30 protein-coding genes are annotated in these 26,032 nt (G+C 69.4%); 6 read left to right on the forward strand and 24 right to left on the reverse strand.

Annotated features, from left to right (window positions below; all coding sequences use genetic code 11):
• Positions 1 to 17: 17 nt before the first annotated feature.
• Positions 18 to 836 (reverse strand): 2,3,4,5-tetrahydropyridine-2,6-dicarboxylate N-succinyltransferase, encoded by an 819-nt coding sequence (gene dapD, locus RF701_RS08940; protein ID WP_308814735.1) that lies wholly within the window; start codon positions 834 to 836, stop codon positions 18 to 20.
• Complete coding sequence (locus tag RF701_RS08945; protein WP_210359205.1) at positions 833 to 1,498, reverse strand: pyrimidine 5'-nucleotidase; 666 nt, start codon at positions 1,496 to 1,498, stop codon at positions 833 to 835. The genes dapD and RF701_RS08945 overlap by 4 nt, the downstream gene beginning before the upstream one ends.
• A gap of 129 nt (positions 1,499 to 1,627) precedes the next feature.
• On the opposite strand from RF701_RS08945, the gene RF701_RS08950 reads away from it, so the two are divergent.
• A complete protein-coding gene (locus RF701_RS08950) occupies positions 1,628 to 3,949 on the forward strand; it encodes a S8 family peptidase (RefSeq protein ID WP_308814736.1) in 2,322 nt (773 codons plus the stop codon).
• A gap of 45 nt (positions 3,950 to 3,994) precedes the next feature.
• Entirely contained in the window at positions 3,995 to 4,996 is a 1,002-nt protein-coding gene (locus tag RF701_RS08955) for an LLM class flavin-dependent oxidoreductase (RefSeq protein WP_308814737.1), read from the forward strand.
• A gap of 13 nt (positions 4,997 to 5,009) precedes the next feature.
• Here RF701_RS08955 and RF701_RS08960 read toward each other — a convergent pair whose 3' ends face one another.
• From RF701_RS08960 to RF701_RS08970, 3 genes are read right to left on the reverse strand one after another with little or no spacing between them, the layout of a single operon-like run.
• Positions 5,010 to 6,404 carry a HAMP domain-containing sensor histidine kinase gene (locus RF701_RS08960; RefSeq protein ID WP_210359202.1) on the reverse strand — a complete coding sequence of 465 codons (1,395 nt, stop codon included), beginning with the start codon at positions 6,402 to 6,404 and terminating at the stop codon, positions 5,010 to 5,012.
• Between the two features lie 10 nt (positions 6,405 to 6,414).
• A complete protein-coding gene (locus RF701_RS08965) occupies positions 6,415 to 7,080 on the reverse strand; it encodes a response regulator transcription factor (protein ID WP_115378623.1) in 666 nt (221 codons plus the stop codon).
• Between the two features lie 14 nt (positions 7,081 to 7,094).
• The gene (locus RF701_RS08970; RefSeq protein ID WP_238941180.1) at positions 7,095 to 7,394 is read right to left on the reverse strand and encodes a PepSY domain-containing protein; all 300 of its coding nucleotides are present in this window, start codon (positions 7,392 to 7,394) and stop codon (positions 7,095 to 7,097) included.
• Positions 7,395 to 7,650: 256 nt separating this feature from the next.
• Between RF701_RS08970 and RF701_RS08975 the strand changes: the two genes are divergently transcribed.
• Complete coding sequence (locus tag RF701_RS08975; RefSeq protein ID WP_210359201.1) at positions 7,651 to 9,429, forward strand: ABC-F family ATP-binding cassette domain-containing protein; 1,779 nt, start codon at positions 7,651 to 7,653, stop codon at positions 9,427 to 9,429.
• Positions 9,430 to 9,472: 43 nt separating this feature from the next.
• On the opposite strand, the gene RF701_RS08980 is transcribed toward RF701_RS08975, so the two are convergent.
• Both RF701_RS08980 and RF701_RS08985 read right to left on the reverse strand, forming a co-directional pair.
• Positions 9,473 to 10,588 (reverse strand): NADH:flavin oxidoreductase/NADH oxidase, encoded by a 1,116-nt coding sequence (locus tag RF701_RS08980; protein WP_308814738.1) that lies wholly within the window; start codon positions 10,586 to 10,588, stop codon positions 9,473 to 9,475.
• Positions 10,589 to 10,821: 233 nt separating this feature from the next.
• Positions 10,822 to 11,004: a hypothetical protein gene (locus RF701_RS08985; protein WP_238941179.1), complete on the reverse strand. Its 183-nt coding sequence runs from the start codon at positions 11,002 to 11,004 to the stop codon at positions 10,822 to 10,824.
• A 187-nt stretch (positions 11,005 to 11,191) separates the two neighbouring features.
• Between RF701_RS08985 and RF701_RS08990 the strand changes: the two genes are divergently transcribed.
• Positions 11,192 to 11,590 (forward strand): BLUF domain-containing protein, encoded by a 399-nt coding sequence (locus RF701_RS08990; protein ID WP_210359199.1) that lies wholly within the window; start codon positions 11,192 to 11,194, stop codon positions 11,588 to 11,590.
• A gap of 62 nt (positions 11,591 to 11,652) precedes the next feature.
• Here RF701_RS08990 and RF701_RS08995 read toward each other — a convergent pair whose 3' ends face one another.
• The gene (locus RF701_RS08995) at positions 11,653 to 12,447 is read right to left on the reverse strand and encodes an aldo/keto reductase (protein ID WP_308814739.1); all 795 of its coding nucleotides are present in this window, start codon (positions 12,445 to 12,447) and stop codon (positions 11,653 to 11,655) included.
• Positions 12,448 to 12,564: 117 nt separating this feature from the next.
• Between RF701_RS08995 and RF701_RS09000 the strand changes: the two genes are divergently transcribed.
• Positions 12,565 to 13,194: a DedA family protein gene (locus RF701_RS09000; RefSeq protein WP_308814740.1), complete on the forward strand. Its 630-nt coding sequence runs from the start codon at positions 12,565 to 12,567 to the stop codon at positions 13,192 to 13,194.
• Here the strand turns inward: RF701_RS09000 and RF701_RS09005 are convergent.
• The 13 genes from RF701_RS09005 to RF701_RS09065 form a co-directional block, all read right to left on the reverse strand.
• Positions 13,181 to 14,587: a hypothetical protein gene (locus tag RF701_RS09005; protein ID WP_308814741.1), complete on the reverse strand. Its 1,407-nt coding sequence runs from the start codon at positions 14,585 to 14,587 to the stop codon at positions 13,181 to 13,183. The two genes, RF701_RS09000 and RF701_RS09005, sit on opposite strands and share 14 nt — an antisense overlap.
• Positions 14,580 to 15,092: a DUF2306 domain-containing protein gene (locus RF701_RS09010; RefSeq protein WP_210359196.1), complete on the reverse strand. Its 513-nt coding sequence runs from the start codon at positions 15,090 to 15,092 to the stop codon at positions 14,580 to 14,582. The genes RF701_RS09005 and RF701_RS09010 overlap by 8 nt, the downstream gene beginning before the upstream one ends.
• A gap of 276 nt (positions 15,093 to 15,368) precedes the next feature.
• Entirely contained in the window at positions 15,369 to 15,875 is a 507-nt protein-coding gene (locus tag RF701_RS09015) for a hypothetical protein (RefSeq protein WP_203311341.1), read from the reverse strand.
• Positions 15,876 to 15,888: 13 nt separating this feature from the next.
• Positions 15,889 to 16,431: a demethoxyubiquinone hydroxylase family protein gene (locus RF701_RS09020; protein ID WP_238941177.1), complete on the reverse strand. Its 543-nt coding sequence runs from the start codon at positions 16,429 to 16,431 to the stop codon at positions 15,889 to 15,891.
• Positions 16,428 to 16,910 carry a disulfide bond formation protein B gene (locus RF701_RS09025; RefSeq protein ID WP_308814743.1) on the reverse strand — a complete coding sequence of 161 codons (483 nt, stop codon included), beginning with the start codon at positions 16,908 to 16,910 and terminating at the stop codon, positions 16,428 to 16,430. Before RF701_RS09025 ends, RF701_RS09020 begins: the two co-directional genes overlap by 4 nt.
• A gap of 10 nt (positions 16,911 to 16,920) precedes the next feature.
• Positions 16,921 to 18,282 carry a S41 family peptidase gene (locus tag RF701_RS09030; RefSeq protein ID WP_210359194.1) on the reverse strand — a complete coding sequence of 454 codons (1,362 nt, stop codon included), beginning with the start codon at positions 18,280 to 18,282 and terminating at the stop codon, positions 16,921 to 16,923.
• Positions 18,283 to 18,380: 98 nt separating this feature from the next.
• Entirely contained in the window at positions 18,381 to 19,667 is a 1,287-nt protein-coding gene (locus RF701_RS09035) for a peptidoglycan DD-metalloendopeptidase family protein (protein ID WP_308814745.1), read from the reverse strand.
• 2 nt (positions 19,668 to 19,669) lie between these two features.
• Positions 19,670 to 20,092, reverse strand: a complete 423-nt coding sequence (locus RF701_RS09040) for a 23S rRNA (pseudouridine(1915)-N(3))-methyltransferase RlmH (RefSeq protein WP_210359287.1) — start codon at positions 20,090 to 20,092, stop codon at positions 19,670 to 19,672.
• A 2-nt stretch (positions 20,093 to 20,094) separates the two neighbouring features.
• Complete coding sequence (gene rsfS / locus RF701_RS09045; protein WP_203311360.1) at positions 20,095 to 20,418, reverse strand: ribosome silencing factor; 324 nt, start codon at positions 20,416 to 20,418, stop codon at positions 20,095 to 20,097.
• A 70-nt stretch (positions 20,419 to 20,488) separates the two neighbouring features.
• Positions 20,489 to 21,097 (reverse strand): nicotinate-nucleotide adenylyltransferase, encoded by a 609-nt coding sequence (locus RF701_RS09050; protein ID WP_308814747.1) that lies wholly within the window; start codon positions 21,095 to 21,097, stop codon positions 20,489 to 20,491.
• Positions 21,094 to 21,378, reverse strand: coding sequence for a type II toxin-antitoxin system RelE/ParE family toxin (locus tag RF701_RS09055; RefSeq protein WP_210359193.1), 285 nt, complete (start codon positions 21,376 to 21,378; stop codon positions 21,094 to 21,096). The genes RF701_RS09050 and RF701_RS09055 overlap by 4 nt, the downstream gene beginning before the upstream one ends.
• The gene (locus RF701_RS09060) at positions 21,369 to 21,629 is read right to left on the reverse strand and encodes a CopG family ribbon-helix-helix protein (protein ID WP_210359192.1); all 261 of its coding nucleotides are present in this window, start codon (positions 21,627 to 21,629) and stop codon (positions 21,369 to 21,371) included. Before RF701_RS09060 ends, RF701_RS09055 begins: the two co-directional genes overlap by 10 nt.
• 36 nt (positions 21,630 to 21,665) lie before the next feature.
• Positions 21,666 to 22,919 (reverse strand): glutamate-5-semialdehyde dehydrogenase, encoded by a 1,254-nt coding sequence (locus RF701_RS09065; protein WP_308814748.1) that lies wholly within the window; start codon positions 22,917 to 22,919, stop codon positions 21,666 to 21,668.
• Positions 22,920 to 22,982: 63 nt separating this feature from the next.
• Between RF701_RS09065 and RF701_RS09070 the strand changes: the two genes are divergently transcribed.
• Positions 22,983 to 24,062 carry a DUF3667 domain-containing protein gene (locus RF701_RS09070; protein WP_308814749.1) on the forward strand — a complete coding sequence of 360 codons (1,080 nt, stop codon included), beginning with the start codon at positions 22,983 to 22,985 and terminating at the stop codon, positions 24,060 to 24,062.
• Here the strand turns inward: RF701_RS09070 and RF701_RS09075 are convergent.
• The 3 genes from RF701_RS09075 to bla form a co-directional block, all read right to left on the reverse strand.
• Positions 24,028 to 24,702, reverse strand: a complete 675-nt coding sequence (locus tag RF701_RS09075; RefSeq protein WP_210359189.1) for a YoaK family protein — start codon at positions 24,700 to 24,702, stop codon at positions 24,028 to 24,030. The genes RF701_RS09070 and RF701_RS09075 overlap by 35 nt on opposite strands.
• 13 nt (positions 24,703 to 24,715) lie before the next feature.
• Positions 24,716 to 24,895 carry a hypothetical protein gene (locus RF701_RS09080; RefSeq protein WP_210359188.1) on the reverse strand — a complete coding sequence of 60 codons (180 nt, stop codon included), beginning with the start codon at positions 24,893 to 24,895 and terminating at the stop codon, positions 24,716 to 24,718.
• Positions 24,896 to 24,982: 87 nt separating this feature from the next.
• On the reverse strand, positions 24,983 to 25,879 hold the full coding sequence (gene bla / locus RF701_RS09085) for a subclass B3 metallo-beta-lactamase (RefSeq protein ID WP_308814750.1): 897 nt from the start codon (positions 25,877 to 25,879) through the stop codon (positions 24,983 to 24,985).
• Between the last annotated feature and the right edge of the window lie 153 nt (positions 25,880 to 26,032).

A 26,032-nucleotide genomic window follows, 5' to 3' on the forward strand; every position in this document is an offset into this window, starting at 1 on the left:
TTCGCCGGCCGGAACGATCAGTCGCGCAGCAGGTCGTTGATGCTGGTCTTGCTGCGCGTTTGCGCGTCGACGCGCTTGACGATCACCGCGCAGTAAAGGCCGAGGTTGCCGCCGGTCGAGCCGGGTACGACGACGGCATAGGGCGGCACCTCGCCGCGGAACACCTCACCCGTCTCGCGGTCGATGATCTTGGTCGACTTGCCGAGGTAGACGCCCATCGAGAGCACCGCGCCCTCACCGACGCGAACGCCCTCGGCGACTTCCGACCGCGCGCCGATGAACGCACCGTCGCCGATGATCACCGGGTCCGCCTGCAGCGGCTCGAGCACCCCGCCGATCCCCGCGCCGCCGGACAGGTGGACGTTCCTGCCGATCTGCGCACAACTGCCGACGGTCGCCCAGGTATCGACCATCGTTCCCTCGCCGACATAGGCGCCGATGTTGACGAAGCTCGGCATCAGAATCGCGCCCGGTGCCACATAGGCGCCACGGCGCACGACGCTGCCGGGCACGGCGCGAAAGCCCGCGGCGCGGAATTCCGCCTCGCTCCAGCCGGAGAATTTGCTCGGCACCTTGTCGAACCAGTGGCCCGCACCCGGGCCATTGTCGATCAGGGCATTGTCGTTGAGGCGGAAGCTCAGCAGCACTGCCTTCTTGAGCCATTGATTGACGCGCCAGCCGCCCTCTCCATCAGGCTCCGCCACGCGCGCCTCGCCGGAGTCCAGCAACGCGAGCGCGCGGTCGACCGCGCGCCGCGTATCGCCGCCCGTGCCGAAGCCCAGCTGGGTGCGATCCTCCCACGCCGCCTCGATCGTGGTTTCCAGTTCCCGGGTCATAGTGCCTCCGTGACGTGGGTGAGCCACGACGTCAGGTCGTGGACGGTGTAATCGATATGGTCGCGCGCGGCCTCGGGACCCTGTTCGGAGCCGTTGTCGACCCACACCGTGGTCATGCCGATCGCCTTGGCGGGCACGAGGTTGCGCGCCATGTCCTCCGCGAACAGCGCGCGGGTCGGATCGATGCCGAAGGCGGCGCACAGACCGGCGTAGGCGCTGGGGTGCGGCTTGGGCACCAGATCCATCGCGTGGATATCGTGGATCGCCTCGAAGCTTTCGCCCAGCCCCAGCCGGTCGAGCACCTTGAGCGCATAGGGCTTGTCGCCGTTGGTGAAGACGAGCTTGCGGCCGGGGAGTCTGGCGATCGCGGCGGCGAGCGGCGCATCCTGCTCCAGCACGTCCATCTCCACGTCGTGAACGTCGGCAAGGAAGTCGTGCGGATCGACACCGTGTTCCGCCATCAGCCCGGTCAGGGTCGTGCCATGCTGATGAAAATACGCCTTCTGGATGCGCAACGCTTCCGTCGGACCGACGCCGAGCCGGCGGGCGACATAAGCAGTCATGCGCGCGTCAATCCGCGCGAACAGATTGGCACGCGCGGGATACAGCGTGTTATCCAGATCGAAGATCCAGGTGTCGATCGAGGCGAGGCGTGCGAGCATCGCCGCGGCGTCTACGGGGCAGGCGGTCGCCGGGCAAGCGGGCCTTCGCATGAAGTTCCGTCAATGCGCTGTAAACCCCTGCACAGCCATGATAGTAGGCTGTCGACAAGCGTAAGTGGAGTGATGGGGATGCGGGCGGGGTTGCTGCGGTCGGCGGCACTGGGCGGCGCGTTGGCGCTGGGCGCCTGCGGCGGCGGTGGTGGCGGAGGGGTGAACACGATCCCGGCGCCGCCGAGCGCGACGCTGCCGACGCCGACACCCTCGCCCACCCCGGCGCCTACCCCCGCGCCGGCCCCGACGCCCTCACCGTCGCCCACGCCGACCGCGACGAATTATGATACCGCGGAATATCGCGCGACGGTCGGCGCCGTCTCGATGAACGCGCTGGCCGCCTACAACCGGGGCGCGACCGGATTGGGCGTCAATCTCGCGATCATCGACAGCGGGATCGACACGAGCAGCGCGGAATTCGGCAATCGCATCAGCGCCGCGTCGCAGGACGTCGCTGGCAATACCAGCATCAAGGATCAGGCGGGTCACGGCACCGCGGTCGCGTTCACCGCCGCGGGCCGCCGCAACGATACCGGCTCGCAGGGCGTGGCGTTCGACGCGACGCTGACCGTGTTGCGCGCCGACACGCCTGGCAGTTGCACCGCGACGACGACGGGAACGGACTCGCCGTGCAAGTTCAACACGGACGCCATCACGCGCGGCGTCGATGCCGCCCGCGTCGCCGGCGCGCGCGTCATCAACATGTCGCTCGGCGGATCGGCGATGCCGCAGAACCTGATCGATGCGATCGGTCGCGCGACCGCGCAAGGCATCATCATCGTCATCGCCGCGGGCAACGACGGCAGCGACAATCCCGACCCGTTCACCTCGGTCGCGTCCAACCCCGCGGCGCGCAATCTCGTCATCATCGCCGGGTCCGTCGGATCGAACGACGTGCTCTCCACCTTCAGCGACAAGGCCGGCACGGGCGCCACGCATTACCTGGCCGCCGTCGGCGAGCGGGTACGCGCGCCCGATCAGAACAACACGGCCTATCTGTGGTCCGGCACCTCGTTCGCCGCGCCGCAGATTTCGGGCGCGATCGCGCTCCTTGCACAGGCCTTTCCCAATCTCAGCGGTGCGCAGATCGTCGACCTGCTCTTCCGGACCGCGCGCGACGCCGGTGCGGCGGGCGTGGACAGCATCTATGGCAATGGCGTCCTCGACCTGACGCGCGCCTTCCAGCCCGTCGGCACCACCGCGCTTGCGGGGTCGAAGGTCGCCGTCTCCACGACGAGCAACGCGACGCTGTCCGCGCCGATGGGCGATGCGCAGGTCGGAACGCTCGGGGCGGTGATCCTCGACAGCTATGCGCGCGCCTTTGCGATCGACCTTGCTCATACCGTGCAGCGCGGCGCGCCGACCCCGATGCTGACCGGTGCCCTGCAGATGCCGATGCGCAGCCTGTCGCTCGCCAACGCCGGCACGACCGTGTCGTTGACGCTGGCCCCGCGGCGCGACGGATCGGTCGCGGTGCAACGCAGCCTGCTCAGCCAGGACCAGGCGGATACCGCACGGGCGATCGCCGGGTCGGTGACGCAGGCGCTGGGTCGCAACACGCAATTCGGCTTCGCCTTCTCGCAAGGGTCAAACGTGCTGAGCGCGCAGATGGCGGGCAGACGGGAGCCCGCCTTTTTGGTCGCGGGCCAGGGCGGGCTCGGCTTCGAAAGCATGGCCCATGCCGCCGGCTCGCTGCGCCAGCAGTTCGGCCCCGTCGGCATCAGCGCGGGGATCGAGAATGGCGACGTCATCGGCCGCCGCGACCCGTTGCTCGCGGGGCTGCAGGGCTATCGCCGGTCCGGATACGATCGCGCCACGCTGGGCGTCGACGCGCGCTGGCGGGGCGTGACCGCCGGTGTGGCGGCAAGCCGCCTGGCGGAGCGCGACACGCTGCTCGGCGCGCGCTTCGACGGTTCGCTCGGCGCCCCGCAGGCAAAGAGCTGGTTCGTCGACATGGACGCACGCGCCGATCTAGGCGGTGGCTGGACGATCGGCGGCAGCTGGCGTCGGGGTTGGACAACCGCGCGTATGCAGAGCGGGCTTTCCGGCACCGGACAGCTCGCCACGACGGCCTTTGCGGTGGACGCCGGCAAGGACGGCGTGTTCGGCACGGACAGCGTCGGCCTGCGGTTCGCGCAGCCGCTGCGCGTGTCGCGCGGCGGCATCGACTATCGGCTGCCGACGAATTGGGACTATGCCACGCTCACGGTCAGCGACTGGACGATGCAGCGGATGAACCTGGCACCGACCGGTCGGGAACTGGACGTGGAGGCGCGCTATCGCGTGCTGCTCGGCCTCGGCGACGTGCAGGCCAACCTGTTCTGGCGGCGCGATCCCGGCAATGTCGCCAGCCTGCCCGACGATCGCGGCGGAGCGATCCGCTACGCGATCGGTTTCTGATCGGGACCGATTGCAGCCGGCGAACGGCTCCCCATCTTGCCGATCATGACCCGCTTCGCCCTGCTCGATCTGGTGCCCGTCGTCGAAGGCGGCACCGTGTCCCAATCGCTCGCCAATGCCGCCGACCTTGCGCGCCACGCGGAATCGCTCGGCTTCAACCGCTATTGGGTGGCGGAGCATCACGGCATGCGCGGCATCGCCAGTGCGGCGACCGCGGTTGTCATCGCGCACGTCGCCGCCGCCACGCGCTCGATCCGCGTCGGCGCGGGCGGGATCATGCTGCCCAACCATGCGCCGCTAGTGATCGCGGAGCAGTTCGGCACGCTCGACGCGCTGTTCCCGGGACGTATCGACCTTGGCCTCGGTCGGGCGCCGGGCAGCGACCAGCGGGTCGCGCGCGCCATGCGCCGTACGCTCGACAGCGATCCCAACGCCTTTCCGCAGGACGTGCTGGAGCTGCAAAGCTATTTCGCCGACGACGGCCAGACCGGCATCGTCGCCACGCCCGGCGCGGGCGCGAACGTGCCCTTGTGGATCCTGGGGTCGAGCACCTTCGGGGCGCAGCTCGCCGCCGCGCTCGGCCTGCCCTATGCCTTCGCTTCGCATTTCGCGCCGGACGCGCTGGATCAGGCGCTAGCGATCTATCGCCGTGACTTCCGCCCCTCGGCCCAGCTCGCCCAGCCCTATGCGATGGCGGGGTTCAACGTCTTCGCCGCGGAGACAGACGCCGAGGCCGAGCTGCTGGCCAGTTCGCAGCAGCAGTCGTTCGTTGCGCTGCGCACGGGCAATCCGCGCCAGCTGCCGCCGCCGGTCGAGGGCTATCGCGCCAGCCTTGGGCCGCAGGGCAATCAGATCCTCGACCATGTCCTGCAATGTTCCGCGGTCGGATCCCTGGCGACGGTGGCGCGCCAGACCGCTGCGTTCATCGAACGGACGGGGGTGGACGAGATCATGGTGACGAGCGCGATCTACGACCATGCGGCGCGCAAGCGCAGCCTGGCGATCACTGCGGAGGTGATGAGCGGATTGGCGCTGGCGCCGGCGTGACCCGGCCGCCGGCCTAATTGGCGGCCGGTAGCCGCAGCCGGACGAGCAGGCCGCCCAGGTCCTCGCTTTCCTCGAGGCTGACGGTGCCGCCGTAGATTTCGGCCACGTCGCGCACGATGGCGAGGCCCAGGCCCGTGCCCGGCTTGCCCGTGTCGAGCCGCACGCCGCGATCGAAGATGCGGACGCGATCCTCTTCGGGAATGCCGGTGCCGTCGTCCTCGATCATCAGCTCGACGAAGCCGGCCTGCGCGGCGACGGTGACGAATACGCTGCCGCCCCCGTATTTCGCCGCATTCTCGATCAGATTGCCGAGCATCTCGTCGAGATCCTGGCGCTCGACATGGACCTGCAGGTCCTTTGGACCGGTTACGTCGATCCGTACGTGGCGATAGAGGCGCGCTACCGCGCGCTCGACCGATTCGAGGCTCGGCCAGACGTCGGCGCGGCTGTGCGCGGAGCCGCGGCGCCCGACCGCCCGTGCGCGCGCGAGGTGATGGTCGACCTGTCGCCGCATCGTGCGCGCCTCGCGAATGACGGTATCGGCCAGGTCGTCCGCCTGCGCCGTGGCGGCGTTCATGATGACGGTGAGCGGCGTCTTCAGGGCGTGCGCGAGGTTGCCCGCGTGCCGCCGCGCCTCCTCCGCCTGGCGCTCGTTGTGCTCGATCAGCGCGTTGAGTTCCTCCACCATCGGCGCGACTTCGATCGGCATCGCGCTGGAGACGCGGCTCGACTGGCCGGCGCGCATCCGCGCGATCTCCTCCCGCACGCGGCGCAGCGGCCACAGGCCATAAAAGGTCTGCAATGCGGCAAGCACGATCAGGCCAAGCCCGAGCAGCAGGAAGCTGCGCACCAGCGTACGCCGGAGGATCGCGATCTGGGCGTCCAGCCCCGTGCGCGCCTGCGCGACCTGAAAGCGCCAATGGACGTCGGAACCGGGCAATTGCACGTCGCGCTCCACGATGCGGAGCTTCTCGTCCGGGAACTGCGTGCTGTCGTAGACATGCTCGCTGCGATCGTCGTGGTCCGCGCCATAGGCGAGCCGGCGATCCCATAGCGAGCGCGAGGCAAAGGCTTCGCCGATCGGCCGGCGCGGCGCCGAGACCTGCCAATAGAGCCCGGAATTCGGCTCCAGAAACTGCTGGTCCGCGGTGGCATTGCGGCTGAACGCGACTTCGCCGTCAGGATCGATGTAGGCCGACACCAGTAGCGATTTCATGATGTAGGACATGTTCTGGTCGAAGTTGCGCGTCACCGCGTCGCGCAACACCTTGTCCAGCGCATAACCCCCGCCGAGCAGCAGCAATCCGATCCACGCCGCCGCGATCAGGATCATCCGTCGCGACAGCGACCCTGTCGTCCGCGCCCGGCGACGCGGCGGCTCTTCGGCGAGCGGCGGTGACTCGGACATGGAGGTGCCGTCAGGCGTCCGGGTCTTCGAGGCTGTAGCCGAGGCCGCGGATCGTCGTGATCACGTCCTGGCCCAGCTTCTTGCGGATGCGCGTCACGAACACCTCGATCGTGTTCGAATCGCGATCGAAATCCTGGTCGTAGATATGTTCGATCAGCTCGGTCCGGCTGACCACCTTGCCCTTGTGGTGGAGAAGGTAGGAGAGGAGCTTGTATTCCTGCGCGGTCAGCTTCACCGCCTCGCCGGCCTTTGTCACCTTGCCCGACCGCGTGTCGAGCCGGACGTCGCCCGCGGTCAGCTCGCTCGACGCATTGCCCGACGCGCGGCGGATCAGCGCGCGCAGGCGGGCGATCAGCTCCTCGGTCTGGAACGGCTTGGCGACATAGTCGTCGGCGCCCGCGTCGAGCCCGGCGACCTTGTCGGACCAGCTGTCGCGCGCGGTCAGGACCAGGACGGGCGTCGTCTTGCCCTCCTTGCGCCAGCGGTCGAGCACGGTCAGCCCGTCGATCTCGGGCAGGCCGAGGTCGAGGACGATCGCGTCATAGCTTTCGGTGCTGCCGAGGAAGTGGCCTTCCTCGCCATCGGTGGCGAGGTCGATGGCATAGCCCGCGCCCTCCAGCGTATTCTTCAGCTGCTGGCCGAGATTCGGTTCGTCCTCGACGATCAGAACGCGCATGTGATCCCCTGTTCCTAGCGGCCGGTGCGGCCGATGATTTGGCCGGTGCGGCCATCGACGTCGACCCAGACGACGGTTCCATCGCGCAGGAACTTCAGCGTGTAAACGCCACTCGAAAAGTCGAGGTCGAAGCCGAGATACTCATAGCCCTTCATCTGCGGCAGCACGCGCGCCTCGATCACCTTGTTGGGCAACAGGTCGCCACGCCGCCGCGCGTCATAGGCGCGCTCCTGGTCGCTGCGCCGCTGCGGATCGGGCGCCTCGGCGACCGCGGGCGCGGCCGCGAAAAAGAGGAGGGAAGCAAGCATCGACATGAGGGGTGGCATAGGCGGATGGCATTGAACAGCCTGTGAATGGGCCGGGCGAGGTAGGTTCAGGTTGGGGGTGAGCACGATCCAGCAAGATTGACACCGGAAAAGGGAAAAATTGCCGTCCGCCGTTTTGGTTGCGTGGAGCTTCGCGCGCATCCGGGACAAGCCTCCTCGATGCTCCCGTCCCCTGCATGTGCCGGGGTGGATTTCGGCGACCCGCGCTTGCCCCCCTCGCCTGCACCGCCTACCTCGCGCGGCCATGGCTGCCCCTATCCTATCCTACGAAGACCTCGGCCTGATCCAGGGCTCGGGCTGGCTGTTCCGCCATCTCGACATCCATGTCGGCGCGCGCGACCGGCTGGCGCTGATCGGCCGCAACGGGGCCGGCAAGACGACGCTGCTCAAGCTGCTCGCCGGAACCATCGACAGCGACGAGGGGCGCCGCACCATCGTGCCGGGCACCCGCGTCGTGCTGCTGGAACAGGAACCCGACCTGCGCCAGTGCCCGACGCTGGCCGATTACGTGCTGGGCGGCGCGGACGCGCCCGAGCGGCACGAGGCGGATGCGATCGCTGACCAGCTCGGCATCGACCTGTCGCGCGACTCCGCGACCGCGAGCGGCGGCGAGCGGCGCCGCGCCGCGATCGTCCGCGCACTGGCGCAGGACCCCGACGTCCTGCTGCTCGACGAGCCCACCAACCACCTCGACATCGCCGCGATCGACTGGCTGGAAGACTGGCTGAACCGCTGGCGCGGCGCGTTCGTCGTGATCAGCCACGACCGCACCTTTTTGACCCGGCTGACCAAGCAGACCTTGTGGCTGGACCGCGGCCAGATGCGGCGCAACGAAGTCGGCTTCGGCGGATTCGAAGCCTGGACGGAGGCGGTCTATGCCGAGGAACAGCGCGCCGCCGAAAAGCTCGACGCCAAGCTGAAGATCGAGGAGCATTGGCTGCAGCGCGGCGTCACCGGCCGCCGTCGCCGCAACCAGGGCCGTCTCGCCAAGCTCAAGGAGATGCGCGCCACCCGCGCCGCGATGATCGGGCCGCAGGGTGCGGCGAACCTCGTCACCGGGTCCGACGACGCGAAGACGAAGGTGGTGATCGACGCGCTCCACGTCACCAAGGGCTATGGCCCGCGCACCGTCATCCGCGACCTCAACCTGCGCGTCACGCGCGGCGACCGGATCGGCATCGTCGGCCATAACGGTGCCGGCAAGACGACGCTGCTGCGCCTGCTGACCGGCGAGCTCCAGCCCGACAGCGGCGAGGTGAAGCTCGCCAAAACGCTGGACGGCGTCGTGATCGATCAACAACGCAGCCTGATGGCGCCGGACAAGACGGTGCGCGACGTGCTCGCCGATGGCGGCGACTGGATCGACGTGCTCGGCGTGCGCAAGCATGTCCACGGCTATCTGAAGGAATTCCTGTTCGACCCAAGCCTCGCGGAGGCGAAGGTCGGCACGCTGTCGGGCGGCGAACGATCGCGCCTGCTGCTGGCGCGCGAATTCGCGCGGCGGTCAAACCTGCTGGTGCTCGACGAGCCGACCAACGACCTCGACCTCGAGACGCTCGACCTGTTGCAGGAGGTGATCGCCGATTACGACGGCACCGTCCTGATCGTCAGCCACGATCGCGACTTCCTCGACCGAACGGTGACGGTCACCCTCGGCCTGGACGGATCCGGGACGGTCGACGTCGTTGCCGGCGGCTACGAAGACTGGGAACGCAAGCGCAAGCCCAAGGCGGAGCCCAGGAAGGCGAAGGCCGAGGCGCCGCCGCCGCCGCCCCCGCCGCAGGCGCGGACCAAGCTGAGCTACAAGGATCAGCGCGACTACGACCTCTTGCCCAAGCGGATCGAGGAGATCGACCGCATCATCGCCAAAAACGAGGCGACGATGGGCGATCCGGGCCTGTATGCGCGTGACGCCACGGCCTTCGACCGGCTGGGCAAGGAGATCGCGGCACTGCGCGACGAGAAGGACGCGGCGGAGATGCGATGGCTGGAACTGGCCGAGATGGTCGAGGGTATGGGCTGAGAACGCGGTGGCGCCCCTCCCTGTCCGAGGGGCCATCCGGCGATCAGCTTTCCGCACTCCCTTCGATATCGAACAGGTGTCGATACTGGCGCGGCTGCGAGCGGAGGTACTGGTCGGGCGCCTTGACTCGCGCGCCCAGATGCGCTGCCGCGTGCCATGGCCAGCGCGGGTCGTAGAGGATCGTCCGCGCGAGCGCGATCAGGTCGGCGTCGCCCGTGCCGACGATCGCCTCCGCCTGTTCATACTCGGTGATCAGGCCGACCGCGACGACCGGGATCGACACCGCCTGCCTGACCGTGCGGGCGAGTGGCACCTGATAGCTGGGACCGACCGGGATCGCCTGCTTTGGATCGAGACCGCCGCTCGATACATGGATCGCCGCGCAGCCCCGTGCCTCCAGCGCCCGCGCGAACGCGACCGTCTGTTCGACGTCCCAGCCGCCTTCGACCCAGTCCGTCCCCGAGACGCGGACCGTCACCGGCTTTTCGGCGGGGAATGCCGCCCGCACCGCGTCGAACACCGCCAGCGGGAACCGCATCCGGTTCTCGAGGCTGCCGCCGTATTCGTCATCGCGCCTGTTCGACAGCGGCGAGAGGAACTGGTGCAGCAGGTAGCCGTGCGCGGCGTGGATCTGCACCGCATCGAGGCCGAGCCGCGCCGCGCGCCGCGCGCTCTGTGCGAAGGCTTCGACGAGTTCGTCCATGCGCGCCTGCGACAGCGCCGTCGGTGTTTTCTCGCCCGCCGAGAACGGCTGCGCGCTCGGCGCCTCCGTCTGCCAGCCACCGGCGGCATCGGGTGCGATCTGCGCGCCGCCCTTCCACGGCAATTCGGTCGACGCCTTGCGCCCGGCGTGCGCGAGCTGAATCGCGATCGGCATGGCGGAATGGCGGCGGACGGTCTCGAGCACGCGCGCCATCGCGCTCTCGGTCTCCTCGTCCCACAAGCCGACATCGCCGTAGGTGATCCGTCCTTCCGGCACGACGGCGGTCGCCTCGATCGTCAACAGCGCCGCGCCGGACAGCGCGAGCTGACCCAGATGGATCACATGCCAATCCGTCATGCGCCCCTCCTCCGCCGAATATTGGCACATGGGCGCGATGACGATCCGGTTTGCGAGGGAAAGACCCCCGACGGCGAGCGGTTCGAATAATTTGGACATGGCTGCCTCTACGTTCGATACGCGATCCGGTGCCACGGCACGCAAGCGACAAAGCCCGCCAAAGCGGACCATGGATGGTCCGCCCCCGGATGCGGGACCCCTGGAGCCGGAAACGGCATCCGCCGCTCATACCCTTCTTGCGCGGACGGCGGCTGCCGACCCTCGCCAGGCTGCGCCGAGCGGGACATGTTCGATACGCCCTTGGCATCGATCACGTGCCGCGGGGGCGTACCTTACTCCGTTTCCAGCTTCATGCCGTGCGGCGTCGGTTCCGCGTGAACTTGGTCGAGCTGGGCAAGCAGGTCGTCGAACGCACGATCGTCCGCGAGCGGCACGATGCGCCGGAAGCCGGAACCCAGGACATCCAGATCGCGCTGAGTCAGAAAGCCGACAGCCACTATCCGATCATTCGCCATCGTCATCTCCTTTCTCGCAGGAAGGGAACACCTGCCGGGGCGAAACGGCCTTCGCCCCGTCAAAAAAAGTAGCTTCGGCGCCCGCGCGACCGTGGTCCCGGTCGGCCTGTCGCGTGGGCGGATGAAATTCGCGTCATGCCGCCGCCGATGGCTCGACGCTGTCCGGACGCATTCCTAACTTGGATCGATGAGCGCAACGACGTACCGGCGGGTGGTGTATCGCAGCAGGGCGCGGGACGGCGCAGGCAACCGCGATCTGGCTGGCATCCTTACCCAGTCCCGCAGCAACAACGGCATCGATGGTCTTTCGGGTTTGCTCTGGACCGACGGCACGCACTACGTCCAGTTGCTCGAAGGGCCGCCCGAAAGCGTCGCGACGACGTTACGGCGCATCCTCGCCGATCCGCGCCATGAACAGATCCGTTTCCTCAGCGACGCGATCGTGGACGTGCGTGCTTTCGGGGACTGGACGATGGCCAATCTGCCCGGAGACAGGGAGACCGTGCCGGCCGAGCGGATGCGGATCGCGCTCGACGGTGCGCCGCCCGACGTACAGGCGCTGTTCGTGCCGCTGGCCGCCGCCTGACGCAAAGCCTCGCATCCGCGGCCGCGACGACGGCGGGCGCCGCCGATCGCCGGCGTCGGGAGTCAGAAGCTGCGGGGATCCGGGCCGATGCGCTCCTGCCGGTCGAGCGCGTCGATCGCGGCGATGTCGTCTTCATCCAGGGCCAGTCCCGCCGCCGCGACATTGTCGGCGAGATGGTCCGGGTCCGCCGCCTTGGGAATGACGGACAGGCCGTGCGCGAGATGCCACGCCAGAATGACCTGCGCCGGCGATCGGCCGTGCTTCCCCGCGACGGCCGCGATCGCCGGATCGCGCAACAGGTCGCCGCCCTGGCCGAGCGGGCTCCAGCTTTGCGTGACGATGCCATGCTTCTCGTGAAACGCGCGCTCCTCCCGCCGCTGGTGACGCGGATGGAGTTCGATCTGATTGACGGCGGGCATGACCCCGGTGGCGTCGGCGATCTGCTCGAGATGCTCGGGCAGGAAATTGGACACACCGATGGAGCGTGTCCTGCCCGCGTCGCGCAAGTCGACCAGCGCCTTCCACGCATCGACATACCGGTCTTGCGCAGGCGAGGGCCAATGGATCAGGTACAGGTCGACATGGTCGCGCCCGAGCAGCGCTAGGCTCTCGTCCAGCGCCGCCTGCGCGTCGCCCTGGCGATCGTTCCACAATTTGGTGGTGAGGAAGGCGTCCGAACCCAGCATCCCTTCGCCGACGCCGCGCTCGTTGTGGTAGATGGCGGCCGTATCGATCAGCCGAACGCCGGCATCGAGCGCGCGGCGCACCGCCGCCGCTGCCTGGGTGTCGGGGATCTGATAGGTACCGAAGCCGAGCCGCGGCATGGTGCGGCCGTCGTTGAGCTGGAAATCGTCCATGTGCGGCCAAGCGCGCCAGTCGCGCCGCGGTTCCCCCGCGCCGGACGGCGGCCACCGCCATGCCCCGTGCCGTTCTCCCCTTTCCTTCGATCGCGCGATCGGCCAAGCCCCACGCCCATGTTCGAGAAGATACTGGGCGTCCTCGCCACCTTCACCATCGGCGTGATCTCCGGCGGCGGCTATGTCGGCATCGCGCTGCTCATGGCGATCGAGAGCGCGTGCATCCCGCTGCCGTCCGAAATCATCATGCCGTTCGCCGGGTACCTCGTCTCAACGGGGCGGTTCGACCTCTATCTGGCCGCGACCGCCGGCGCGATCGGCTGCAACCTGGGGTCGATCGTCGCCTATGAGATCGGCAAGCGCGGCGGACGCACGGTGGCCGAGCGCTGGGGCCGATATCTGCTGATCGGACCGGGCGAACTCGACGCGGCGGACCGCTTCTTCGCACGCTGGGGCGGGATCGCGGTGCTGATCGGCCGGCTGCTGCCGGTGATCCGCAGCTTCATCGCCTTCCCCGCCGGCGTCGCGCGGATGCGGCTGGTGCCGTTCCACGTCTACACGTTCATTGGGTCATGGCCGTGGTGCTTCGGCCTCGCCTGGGTCGGTATGCAGCTCGGCGACAAGTGGAACAGCGACCCGCGCGTCAAGGCGGCCTTCCACCGCGCCGACCTGCTGATCGGCATCATCCTCGTCGTGCTGGTTGCCTTCTACATCTGGCACCGCATCCGCGGCCTCAGGCGCGCCTGACGCGGTCGGCAAGCCAGCCGAGCATCGGCAGCGCGAGCGTCGCCCAAAGGGCGAATCCGTACCAGGGGCGCCAGCCGAACCACTCGCTCGCGACGGTGCGCAGGTCACCGTGCGCGAAGCGATCGGCGAGCACGCCGTCCCACACTGGAAAGGGCGTCGTCGGCGGCGCGAATATCTCCGCGGACGCGATCGCGGCGTTAAGCGCGATCGACACTGCGAGTAGCGCCGCAGCGGCTCCACGCATCCAGCCGCGGGGCAGCGCCGCCCACAGCGCCGCGAGACCGATGGCGAGCGGGCCGGCCGCCGGTATGGCGAGGCGGGGTCCCGTGGTATTGCCGCCCTGCCAATAGACATAGGCGGCGTTGACGAGCAGCGCGATCGCCGCGCTAGCGAGACAGGCGACCGCCAGCGCGCGCTGGCGGGGCGACGCGGTCATCAGCGCCAGCCCTGCCGGCGCGATCACCAACAGCGGCGCGACCCAGATCAGGCCGATCTGCCGGCCGAACAGGATCAAGGCCAGCGCGCGCGGCTGGGGCCAGCCGAGCCCGAACAGGCCGCTATGCATCCCGTCCCATCCGACGACGCCCGCATAGCCCACCCGGAACGGATCGCCGAGGACGAGCGCGTTGTACGCGATCAGCGGCAGCAGGGCGGCAACACCGCTGAGCACGAAGGTCGCCGTCCACGCGATCGTGTCGACGCGCAGGCGCGCGCGCCACAAGGCGGGCACCGCGATGGGCAAGCCGGCGAGGATGGCCTGATGCTCGATCCCCACCGCCCAGCCGAGCGCGAGACCCGCCAGCGCCGCATGGATCCTGCCACCGTCGGTGCCGCGCACGATCGCCCACACGGCGATCGCGTATAAGGCCGCAACAGGCGCGTGGCCCATCACCGTCGTCGACCAGCCCCAGATCGGCGTCCCGAGCGCGAAGCCCAGGCTGGCGAACAGCGCCGCCGCCGCGCTGCCTGTCAGGATCAGGCCCATGTCGAACAGCGCCACCGCCGCCAGCGCGGTGAGCACCGCAGCGCCGCTCGCCGCCGCCAGCCGGGTCCGCAGCCGGAGCATGCGCTCGAAGTCCGGGCCAACCGGAAAGGCGCCGAAGTCGGTGCCCCGCCGGCCCGTCACCGCGTCCGCCACCGTGACCGCGGGGAGCGCCATCACCGTCATGCCCGGCGCCTTGTCGAGGTAGTAATGGCCGTCGAACATCGCCTTGTCGATCGTCAGCGTCTGATAGCGGTCGATCGCGCCGTGCTCGCCCTCGGCCAGGCTCATGGCGGCGAACATGCGCGTCGCGTTGTTGGGGTTGAGCTCCCACGATCCGAACCAGGCGCAACTGAACCAGACCAGCGCGAACAGGACGATACGGACGCCGCGCACGCTCGTGTCAGCCAAACAGCCAATGGCCGAGCATCCGGCCGAAGGGGAAGGTGAAGACCCCGGCGATCAGTAGCGCGCCCGTCACCATGGCGCGGACCGCGCCCCGATGCCGCGCGACGCGATGCGTGCGCGCCGACCACCATAGCAGCGGAACCTGCACCAAGGTGAAAGCGGAGAGCAGATGGATCGCGCTGAAGCCCCCGTGATTGGTCTGGCGGATGCCGAACGAGAGCAGCGCGGTCAGCATCATCGCGACGACCCAGATCGTGCCCAGCCGGCGGTGCCGCGAGTCCCCACGCCGCCCCAGCAGCATGACCGGCGTCAGCGCGAGCGCGACGAGGATCGTGAGAAGATGCGCCCAGACCACAGGTGGCACGCGAGGCCATTCGCCATGGCCGCGCGCGATGGCGACGAGCACGACGGCAAGCAGCATTGCGGCGGCATAGGCGAGGATGCGTTCGTAGCGGTCTGCGGCGAGCGGCGGCGATGCGGCGCGGCTGACGGAAACGGTGGTGGCCATGATACGAGTCCCCCCGGTCTCATCGATCTCGGGCGGATCCTATCGGGCCAAGCAGCCAGCGGGAAGAGCCGCCTCCCGTTCCGCCGTCATGACAGATACGGCCTCGGTGCCTTTGCGGCGCTGGCTGGGCCCATCATGTCCCGTCGTCTGGCGGCACGTCACGCCGTGTTTCACGGCCGTCCGAGACCGGTCGCAGTCGTTGCGAGAGGGACCCCGCAACGTATGTATTCCGCAGGCAACGCGCGTGGGCTGCCAGCGCGATACGCTGCGCCCCGCTCAGGGGATGCGCGCTTCTTCCGCCTTTTGCTGCTGCCGCTCGGCGCGCGCCGCCCGCGCAGCCTGCGCGAAACAGCCGGACTGGCCACTCGCGCCGACGACGGAACAGCTGCCCGTACTCGAAACGCCGACGCCGGTGTCGAGCACGCCCTGCGCACGCGCGGCCCAGCTCTGGTTCTGCGGCGTCACCTGGAATTCGCGCAGTTCCTTGGGGACGCGATATTGCTCCTGCGCGCTGCGGCGCTCGCACACGACGATCTCGTCGCCGTTGGTGTTCGTCGGACAGCGCTCGTTGCCGTAGAGGACGAGCACGCCGTTGATCGGCGCCCGCTTGGCGACCTCCCCAGGCTTTTCCGCGGGCTTCAGCATAACCGCGCCGGGCAGCGCCGGGGTGGGCGACACCTGCGTCGCGGCCGGCGCGGCCGCCGGCGCGGCTTGGGGTTGCGTCACCTGCTGCGCGAGCGCGGGCGAGCCCGCAAGCATCAGCGCCAGGATCGCGATGGACATGGTTCTTCTCCCGTCAGATCCGCTTGGCAGCGGCGATCGCGGCCTTGCAGCCGAGCCGGATCAGCCCGAACATCACCGGATAGGCCACCGCATTCTCCGCGCCCGCACCGATCGCGTGGTCGCGATGCTCCAGCTCTTCCGCCTGGAAATCGGCGATCGCGCCGGCGAGTTCGGGGTCGCTGTCGCCCAGCTCGTCGCGCTGTGCCTGATAGTGTTTGTCGATTTCCGTCTCGACCGCGGCGGTGCAGGCCATCGCCGCCTCCGGCCCCATCGCCGCGGTTACGGCACCGAGCGCGAAGCCGGCGACGTTCCAGAACGGCTGCATCAGCGTCGGGCGCACGCCGCGATCCGCGATCATCCGGTCGAAGAAGGCACGGTGGCGCTCTTCCTGCACCGCCATGTGGTGGATCGCACGGCTCGCCGGGTGGCGATCGCCCAGCACCGCAAGCTGCCCGGCATAGATGCGTGTCGCGCCATATTCCCCCGCCTGGTCGACGCGGATCATCGCCTTCACCGGCTCGCGCCGGTCGCCGGGCTTCCAGCTGGCTTTGCTCATCGGCTCTTCCTCATCAGCATCAGGATGGTGAACGCACCACCGAGCGAGAAGATCGCGTTGAAGCCGGCGAGCGAGATGCCGGCCAGCGTCCACTGCGGCGCGTCGCAGCGCACGACCGGCGCCCTCATCAGCGCGGCGAGCCGGTCCGCCGCGTTCATCCCGCGCATGTCGACCGTCGAGGTGCAGGCGGTGAAGCCGTTCCACCAATGATATTCGACACCCGCATGCGCGACGCCGATCGCGCCGGACACGGCGATCAGCAGCGCGGCGAGGATGACGAAGGCCTTGGCGACGATCCGCTGCGGCACGGCGAAGGCGAGCAGCGCGAAGGGCAGCGCGGCATAATGCGGCCAGCGCTGCCAGTGGCACATCTCGCACGGATAGAGATGGCCAAAGATCTGCGAGCCCCAGGCGCCGGCGAGCAAGGCCGCCGGGATCAGCAGCGCCAGCAGGCGCGCGAGCCGTTCGTTGCGGGTCATCGCCGGCCGGTCACTGCGCGGTCGCGGCGGGCGGCGTCTTGACGGGGCGCGGCTTGGTTGCAGCCGCGATCTGCGCCGGTCCGCCAAGCCGGGCGATCGTCTTCAGCGCGTAATAGAGCTGGAAGTCGTCGATCCCCTGCTTCTTCAGCTGCTCCGCCGTCATGCCGAAGCGCGGATCGTCCTTCGTGTCCTCTTCCAGGATCTTGTCGTCCGCCTTGACCTCGTTAATCAGGTGGCGCCGCAGGTCCGCCTCGCGGAAGACGGGGCGCGACTTGAAGTCGGGATCGCTGATCTCGGGTACCTTGATGTCCGGCACGATACCGCCTTCCTGCACGCTGCGGCCCGACGGCGTATAGTATCGCGCCGTCGTCAGGCGCAGCGCGGTCTTCGGGCCGAGCGGCAGCAGCGTCTGCACCGAACCCTTGCCGAACGTCCGCTCGCCCATGATCAGCGCGCGGTGATGATCCTGTAGCGCACCCGCGACGATCTCGGAGGCGGAGGCGGTGCCGGGATTGGTCAGCACGATCACGGGAAGGCCGTGCGCATCGTCGCCGGGCTTGGCGAAATAGCGCTCGATGTCGCTCTTCTCGCGGCCGCGCTGCGAGACGATCTCGCCATGGTCGAGGAAGGCGTCGCTGACCGCGATCGCCTGCGTCAGCAGGCCGCCGCCATTGTCGCGCAGGTCGACGACATAGCCGAGCGGGCGATGCCCCAGGCTCTTGTCGATCGCCATGATCGCCGCACGCGTGTCGGCGCCGGTGTTTTCGGAGAAGGTGTTGATGTTGATGTAGCCGACGTCGCCACGGACTTCCCACTTCACCGGCTTCTGGACGATCACCTCGCGGTTCATCGTGACGTCGATCGGCTTGTCGGTGCCGGGGCGCACGAGCGTGAGGCTGATCTTGGTGCCGGGCTTGCCGCGCATCAGGCCGATCGCCTCGTCCAGCGTCTCGCCGTAGATCAGCTTGCCGTCGATGTGCGTGATATAGTCGCCGGACTTGACCCCGGCGCGATAGGCGGGCGTGTCCTCCTGCGGCGCGACGACCTTCACCGCGCCGTCCTCCATCTGCACCGTCAGGCCGAGGCCGCCGTAATTACCCTCCGTCTGAATGCGCAGATTGTCATAGTCGAGCGCGTCGACATAGCTCGAATGCGGGTCCAGCGCGGCGAGCATGCCCTGGATCGCACCCTTGATCAGCGTCTTGTCGTCGACCTTGTCGACGTAATCGGCCTTCACGCGGTTGAACACGTCGAGAAACTGGTCGAACTCGCGATAGGTGTCGGTGTCGACGGCGGCCATCGCCTGCGTCGCGAGCGGGATCAGGCAGAGCGAGCCGACAATCGCGGTCGCGGTAAGCAGCGGACGGGCCATCGAAATTCCTGAAGGCACTGAAAAGCGTCGGTCACCCTAGCCGAGTTCTGGCCGCAATCAAAGCGCGCGCCCGGCTTAACCGCGGCTGAGCGGGCACATCAATCCAGCAGCGCGACGATATCCACGGGCCGGCCCCGGCGGCGCAACTCCACCGAGATTTCCGGCTCGTCGCCGCCGCGCGCCCGGCCGATGATCGCCCCGGCCGCGACCCGCACACCGGGCTTCACCGCCGTGGCGGCCAATCCCGTGACGAGGCTGGTCCAGCCGTCGCCGTGATCGAGGATGACGATCGTGCCATAGTCGCGGAAACGCCGGGCATAGCGCACGATGCCCGCTGCGGGCGCGACGACCGTGGCGCCGGGCTGCACGACGAAGGTCAGGCCGCGCGCGCGGACGCCGGCCGCGGACAATTCGTCGAATCCGGTGACGAGCCTTCCCCGCACCGGGAGGCGATAGACACCCGTCGGATGGGCCGGCGCGGTGGCGCCCGGGGCGAGCGGGCGCGGCAGTGGCCCGGGCAAGGCGGCGAGGTCCGAGGCGGTCGCCTGCGCATCGTCCGCCTGCGCCAGCCGGTCGACCAGATCGCGCGCGCGTTCGCCCAGCGCCAGCGCGCGATCCTCCTCGCTCATCGCGTCATGACCGAGCGTCCGGCTGCGTGCGCGATGCACCGCCTCGAGCGCGGCGAGCTGCGTTCGATCCGCCTCCAGTCGTGCCCGGCCCTCGCGCAGCGCGCCCTCGGCGAGTGCCGCCTGCGCCTGCAGCGCCCGTGTCCGGTCGATCGCGCTGCGGACCTGCACCGTCGCCGCGCGTATCGCCGGCAGGGCGCCGCCCAGTACCGCCCGGACGTGGACGAGGTCGTCGACCGATCCGGGCTGGGCGACGGCGACGATCGCCGGTCGACGCGCCAAGGCCTGCAGCGCCGCGAGCAATCGCGCCACCGGCGCCTGCCGCGCCGCCAGATCGGCCCGCTGGCGTGCGAGCAGCAGCGCGACGAGTTGCCGGCGCGCCTCGGCCGCCGCCAGGTTCGCCTCCGCCGCGGTCACGCGCGCGGCCAGCGCCGCCTCCTGCGCCCGTGCCCGATCGGCGGCGTTGCGCTCGGCGGCGGCGCTTCGGCCGAGCGCCCGCGCACGCGCGACCGCCAGCGCCGAGTCGCGTTTCGCCGCGGCCAGACGATCACGCTGCTGGTCGAGCGACTGGCCGGTGGCGACGACACTGCCGGACAGGAGCAGAGCGGCCGGAAGCCACAGGAACACGCGGCGGAACGGCATGCGCGCTGGCATCGGGCGCGGCGCTGCGCGCGCGTCGCGGTCGGCCAGCCCCATCACGCGCCGTTGCCCCGCTATCCTGCCGCCGATCGGATGAAACGCCCCCCGCCCCCCGGCCATGCCTATCCCTCCCGGTGATAGGGGTGGCCGGCTAGGATGCTGGTCGCGCGGAACAGCTGCTCTGCCAGCATCGCGCGCGCCAGCATATGTGGCCAGGTCGCGCGGCCGAACGAGACGAGGAGGTCCGCCTCGGCGCGCTCGGCATCGCCGAAGCCGTCCGCCGCGCCGATCAGGAAACGCGTCTCACGCACCCCGTCGTCGCGCCACCGGTCGAGCCTGCGCGCGAAATCGATCGATCCGAGCATGTCGCCCTTTTCGTCGAGCAGCACGCGCCGCGTCTGCGGTTCGAGCGGCGGTATCCGTCCGCCGGTATCGGGCAGTTCGGTGACGCGCGTCGGCCAGGCGATCCGCTTCAGATAGCGGTCGACCAGCTCGGCCTCGGGCGAGCGCCCGATTCGGCCGCGCGCGACGATATGGAGAAGAATGGCTAGGCCTGGGGTTGCGGCGCGGCCGGAGCCTCGCCGAACTGCCACATGCGCTCCAGATTGTAGAAGGAGCGCACTTCCGGCCGGAACAGGTGGATGATCACGTCGCCCGCGTCGAGCAGCACCCAGTCGGCCGCCGGCAGACCTTCGATGCGCACGATGCGGCCGCACTCCGCCTTGATCTTTTCGGCCAGCTTCGTCGCCATCGAGGCGACCTGCCGCGTCGAGCGGCCGCTGGCGATCACCATATAATCCGCGATCGACGACTTGCCGGCGAGCGGGATGGATACCGCTTCCACCGCTTGATCGTCTTCGAGGGAGGTCATGACAAGCCGATGCAGCGCCTCGACCTCTGCGGGATCGGACGTCGGAACGGCATGGGGGGTAATCGCCAAGTTAGCTCCTGGGTTGCTGGGCCGGTTGGCGCCGGTGCCAGTCGGGATCGGCCGCGCGGGCCGCGGTCGCGGACGTCGGGTCGGGGCGGAAGTGCAGCAGCACGAGGGCCGGCAATCTCCACGTCGTCCAATCGCTCGCCTGGTCTGCGGGCCGTTGGAAGCGTCGCAGCCAGCCCATCGCGACGCTCGCGAGGGCGTCGTCGTCATACCCCGGACGCGCAATGACCGCAATCGGCATCGTGCGCGCGATCTCGCGCCAGCCACGCCAGCGATCGAACTGCGCCAGATTGTCCGCGCCCATCAACCAGATGAAGCGCCGCTTGGGATAGCGGCGGCGGAGTTTGCGCAGCGTGTCGAGCGTGTAGCGCGTGCCGAGACGTACCTCGATGTCGCTCGCGCGGATCGGCGCGCGGCGCGCCATTTGCCGCGCCGAGGCGAGCCGCGCGGCAAAGGGCGCCATGTCCGGCGCGCCCGCCTTCAGCGGATTGCCCGGCGATACCAGCCACCAAGCCTCGTCCAGGTCGAGCGCGCGAATCGCCGCCAGCGTGATGCCGCGATGCCCGCGGTGCGCCGGGTTGAACGATCCGCCGAGCAGGCCGGTGCGGGTCAAGGTTCCAGCTGCCAATCCTCGCGGTCGTGGTGGACGCGGATGACCTCCACCGTATCGTTCTTGATGCGGTAACGGATCAGATATGGCGTGTCGAATACACGCAGGATGCGTTGGCCATCGCTATGAGGCCGGCCGCCGCGCGGAAAATCTTCCAAGAAACGTGCGCGATGCCGTGTCGCGCCGACGATCCGCAACGCCGTCGCAGGCGTGGCATCCTGCTCCAACCAGTCGCTGATGCCGCGGACATCCTCAACAGCCAGGGGTGACCAGCTTATCCGCATCGCGCCCGATGCTTCGCGATCATCGCGTCGAGCTCAGCCATCACCTGTTCGTGAGGCACGCCTTCACCGCGATCGAGCGAATCGATCCCGGCCTGAATGAACGCATCAAAGTCCGCATCGCTTTCTGCCGCACGGCGGATCGCCTGCGCCATGAAATCCCGGCTGCTGATCCCGCGACGCATCGCAACACGATCCACCAGCGCCATGGTTTCGGGATCGACATCGGTCGTTACGGGAAGAGCATCTGCCATGAGCTGAACATAGGCCGTCTCGCGACCCGGCTCAACTCAACCGCGCACCTGCCCCGTGCCCCTGCCGATCCATTTGTAGGTCGTCAGCCCCTCCAGCGCGACCGGGCCGCGCGCGTGGAGGCGACCGGTGGCGATGCCGATCTCGGCGCCCAGGCCGAACTCGCCTCCGTCCGCGAACTGCGTCGAGGCGTTCCACAGCACGATCGCCGAATCCACGCCTGACAAGAAGCGCTCGGCGACGCCTTCGTCCTCGGCGACGATCGCATCGGTGTGGTGCGACCCGTGCGCGGCGATATGCGCCATCGCCGCCGCGATCCCGTCGACGATCGCGACGGAGACGATCGCATCGAGATATTCCGTGTCCCAATCCTCCGCCGAGGCCGCCGGCAGCCCGGGGACCAAAGCCTGCGCGCGCCCGTCGCCGCGTACGACGCAGCCAGCATCGCGCAGCGCCGTGATCAGGCCGCCCGCGTCGGGGAAGGCGCGGTCGATCAGCAGCGTCTCCATCGCCCCGCAGACACCCGTGCGGCGCAGCTTGGCGTCGAGGACGATGCGTCGCGCCATGCCGGGCTCCGCCGACCCGTCGACATAGACGTGGTTGATCCCGTCGAGGTGCGCGAGCACCGGGACGCGCGCCTCCGCCTGCACGCGCGCGACCAGGCTCTTGCCGCCGCGCGGGATGATCAGGTCGATGGACCCGTCCGCGCCCAGCATCGCCCCCACGGCGGCGCGGTCGGCGATCGGCACCAGCTGCACCGCGTCAGCGGGCAGGTTCGCGTCCACGAAACCCCGAAGCATGGCGGCGTGGATCGCGGCATTGCTGTGCGTCGCCTCGCTGCCGCCGCGCAGGATCGCGGCATTGCCGGCCATCACGCACAAGGCCGCCGCGTCCGCGGTGACGTTGGGCCGCGATTCGTAGACGATGCCGATGACGCCGATCGGCACCCGTACGCGGCACAGGTCCAGGCCGTTGGGACGCGTCGTGCGATCGATCACCTGGCCGACCGGATCGGGGAGCGTCGCGACCGCCTCCACGCCCGCCGCGATCGCGGCGACGCGCCCGGCATCCAGCCGCAGCCGGTCGAGCATCGCCACCGTCAGCCCGCGCGCCTCCGCCGTCGACATGTCCTGCGCATTGGCGGCGAGGATCGCCGCCTCGTCGTCGCGCAGCGTCGCCGCCGCCGCGCGCAACCCCGCCGCCCTGGCGGACGTCGACATCCTCGCGAGCCCGGCGGCGGCGTCACGGGCGCGGCGTCCCAGATCGGCGATCAGCGATGCGGCATCGGTCATGCCTCTCGCGCTATCACGCCCTTCCCCCTTGCGCCACGCCCCGCGCCTTGCCACGCTCGCGCCATGTCGGGGGATATCGCAGCAGCAGCGGACATCATCACGGGCGCGCTCACCGCGCGCAGCGTGGAGCCGTCCGCGGGGGAAGGCCATGGCCATGGGGACGGCCTGTGCCTCAATTGCGGGACGCGGCTGATCGGCGCGCATTGCCACGCCTGCGGCCAGGCGGCGCACGTCCACCGTTCGATCGGGGCGATCGGGCATGAGATCGCGCACGGCGTCTTCCATTTCGAGGGGAAGATCTGGCGCACCCTGCCGATGCTGGTGACGCGGCCCGGCGACCTGACCCGCCGGTACATCGCCGGGGAGCGCGCGCGCTTCGTCTCGCCGCTCGCGCTATTCCTGTTCACCGTCTTCCTGATGTTCGCGACGATCAGCGCGCTCGGTGGGGACATCGCCGAAATCGTGTCGCCCGAATCGATGGGCCGCAACGTCGTCACCTTCGCCCGCGGCATCGACAAGGCGCAGTCGAAGCTCGAATCGCTTGAAAAGCGCCGCGCCAGGCAGGTCGCCGCCGGCGAGGCGACCGCGGAAACGGACCGCGACATCCGCGCGCTGCGCACCACGATCGATGCACTCAAGCGCACCCCGCCCGGCGCGAAGACGCAGGCGGGCGACGATCTCCCGTTCACCATCACCAATTTCAAGACCGGCTGGGCGAGCCTCGACCACGGGATCGACAAGGCGAACAAGAACCCCGGCCTCGCGCTCTACAAGCTGCAATCGAGTGCCTATAAGTACAGCTGGCTGCTGATCCCCCTGTCGACGCCGTTCGTCGCGCTGCTGTTCCTGTGGCGGCGGCGATTCGGGCTGTACGACCAGGCGATCTTCGTGACCTACAGCCTGGCCTTCATGATGCTGATGGTCATCGCGCTGATGCTCGCCGGCGTCGTCGGGCTGGGGGGCGGATGGATCGCCCTGGCCGTGCTGATCGTGCCGCCGCTGCACATGTACAAGCAGCTGAAGGGTGCCTATTCGCTGCGCCGCTTCTCCGCGCTGTGGCGGACGGTGGCGCTGCTCGTCTTTGCCTGGACGGCGCTACTCGCATTCGTCACGCTCCTGCTGCTCCACGGTCTGACCGACTGACGCCGCCGGGCGGCCCCGCGATCAGGGACAGGATCGCCAGCATTCCCGCGACCGCGGCGGCCAGCCAGATCGCATCCGCGCCGCACCAACGCCGCGCCGCCGCACCGGCGGCCGCGCCGGCGGTCAGCGCGGTCCAGAGCGCGAGATGCGGGAGCCAGCCCCAGGCATCCTCGCCGCGGACCAGCGCCGCGATACGCTGGCCGAGGCGGACCAACGTACCCGTCATGTACGTCAGGCCCACCGTCACCTCGCCTTCGTGCGCGAAGATGGCATTCTCCGCACCCATCGCGACCGCGAGGACGAAGGCGGCGGCGATCCCGCCGGCCCGTCCCTCGACCACCGCCGCCGTCGCCAGCAGCAGCGCGACCAGGACGAGCACGGCCGGCGCCCGGCGCGCTCCTGCCGCCTCCGCCACCACGCTGCCGCCCGTCACGCCGAGGACGAACGTCGCGACGAGGCCACCGGCGATCGCGGCGGCATGGGTCTGGCTCGCCAGCCCGATGCCGAGCTGCGTCGAATTGCCGCTCATGAACGACACGAAGAACCCACCCAGCGCGAGGAAGCCGACCGCGTCGACATAACCCGCCAGCGCGGCCAGTCCGATCGCCAGCATCCGGAGCCGCCGCGGATAGCGTCGCATCCGGCGCGCGCCGTCAGCGCAGCTTGGCGATCGACAGCCCGTCCGCCTTGGCCCGCTCCTTCACCGATTCCTCGCTACGGGTCAGCGCCTTGGCAATCGCCTTCAGCGCCATGCCCTTTTTGGCGAGCGTGTGCAGCTTCTGGACCTCGTCGGGCTTCCAGGGCTGGCGGTGTCGTTCGAAGCGTTCGGCCATGGCGGGCATGGTAACGCGGTCGTGGCGCCGCGTCACCGTCGCATGCATCCCGGGTCGACGCGGCGGTCAAGGCCGGGCTCGACGCGCTCAGCGACGCGCCTCGCGTGCCAATCGCGCGTCGAGCCCTGAGCGCCCCGTCGCCGCATAGTCGCGGCACGCGGTCGGCGACGTCAGGGGCTTCGCCCCGGCCAGCCGCTGATAAAGGTCGCTCGCACCGGGATGCCTCGTGATGATCAGGTCGCAGGGCAAGGCGGCGACCCGGGCCAGAGCCACGCGGAACGTGCGGACATAGGCTGGGTGATCGGTGAAGCGATAGGCGTCCGTCGACACCGCGCTGACGCTGTCGGCATAGGCGACGCGGCGGCAGGCGCGCCCGGCGCAGCTCGTCCACGTCCAGGACGTGCTGCCCGGCGCGTAGCCCGGCGTGCTATGGGCGGTGAGGCGGAGCGATCCGAGTGTCACGGCCTCGCCGTCGCGGATCACGCGATCGACCTCCGTCCCCGCGAAGGGCGGCAGCGTGCCGCCGCGTTGCGGATCGGTCGCGGTCGGTTGCCCGCGCTCCAGCGCATGGCGTTGCGCCGCGGTGGCCACGACGCTCGCACCCGTCGCGCGGCGCAACGCGGCGAGGCCGCCGACATGATCGGCATGCTCGTGGCTCGCCAGCAGCAGTTTGACGTCGCGCGGCGCCAGGCCGAGCCGACGGATATTGGCAAGGATCGCCGGCGCCGCCTCGGCGGTCGCGGCATCGATCACCGCGGCGCCGCGGTCCCCCGCGATCAGCAGCACCGTGATGCCGCACGTGCCGATGTCATAGACGTTGGCGAAAATCCGCACCGGCGGCGCCGGGTCGCTCCACCCGTCCTTGCCCGCACAGGCGGCGCGATGCGTCGCGAGGGGGGCCGGATGGAGCGGCGCCGGCGAAGGTAGCGACGACGAAGCCGCCGCGGCCAGCATCGGCGCCAGAACCATTGTGATCGTCACCATATTCATCCCGCCGCTCCCTCATGCCGACCATGGCCGCCGCCGCGCGTCGTACAGGTGGCAGACCGATAGGGGATCGGCGGCCGCATGACGACGGCCACGGAACGTCGCGCACGATCATGCCCCTCGGCCTAGCGCCACCGCCGATCGGCACGA

The sequence above is a fragment of the Sphingomonas sp. GV3 genome (assembly GCF_031082075.1).
Lineage (GTDB): Bacteria > Pseudomonadota > Alphaproteobacteria > Sphingomonadales > Sphingomonadaceae > Sphingomonas > Sphingomonas beigongshangi.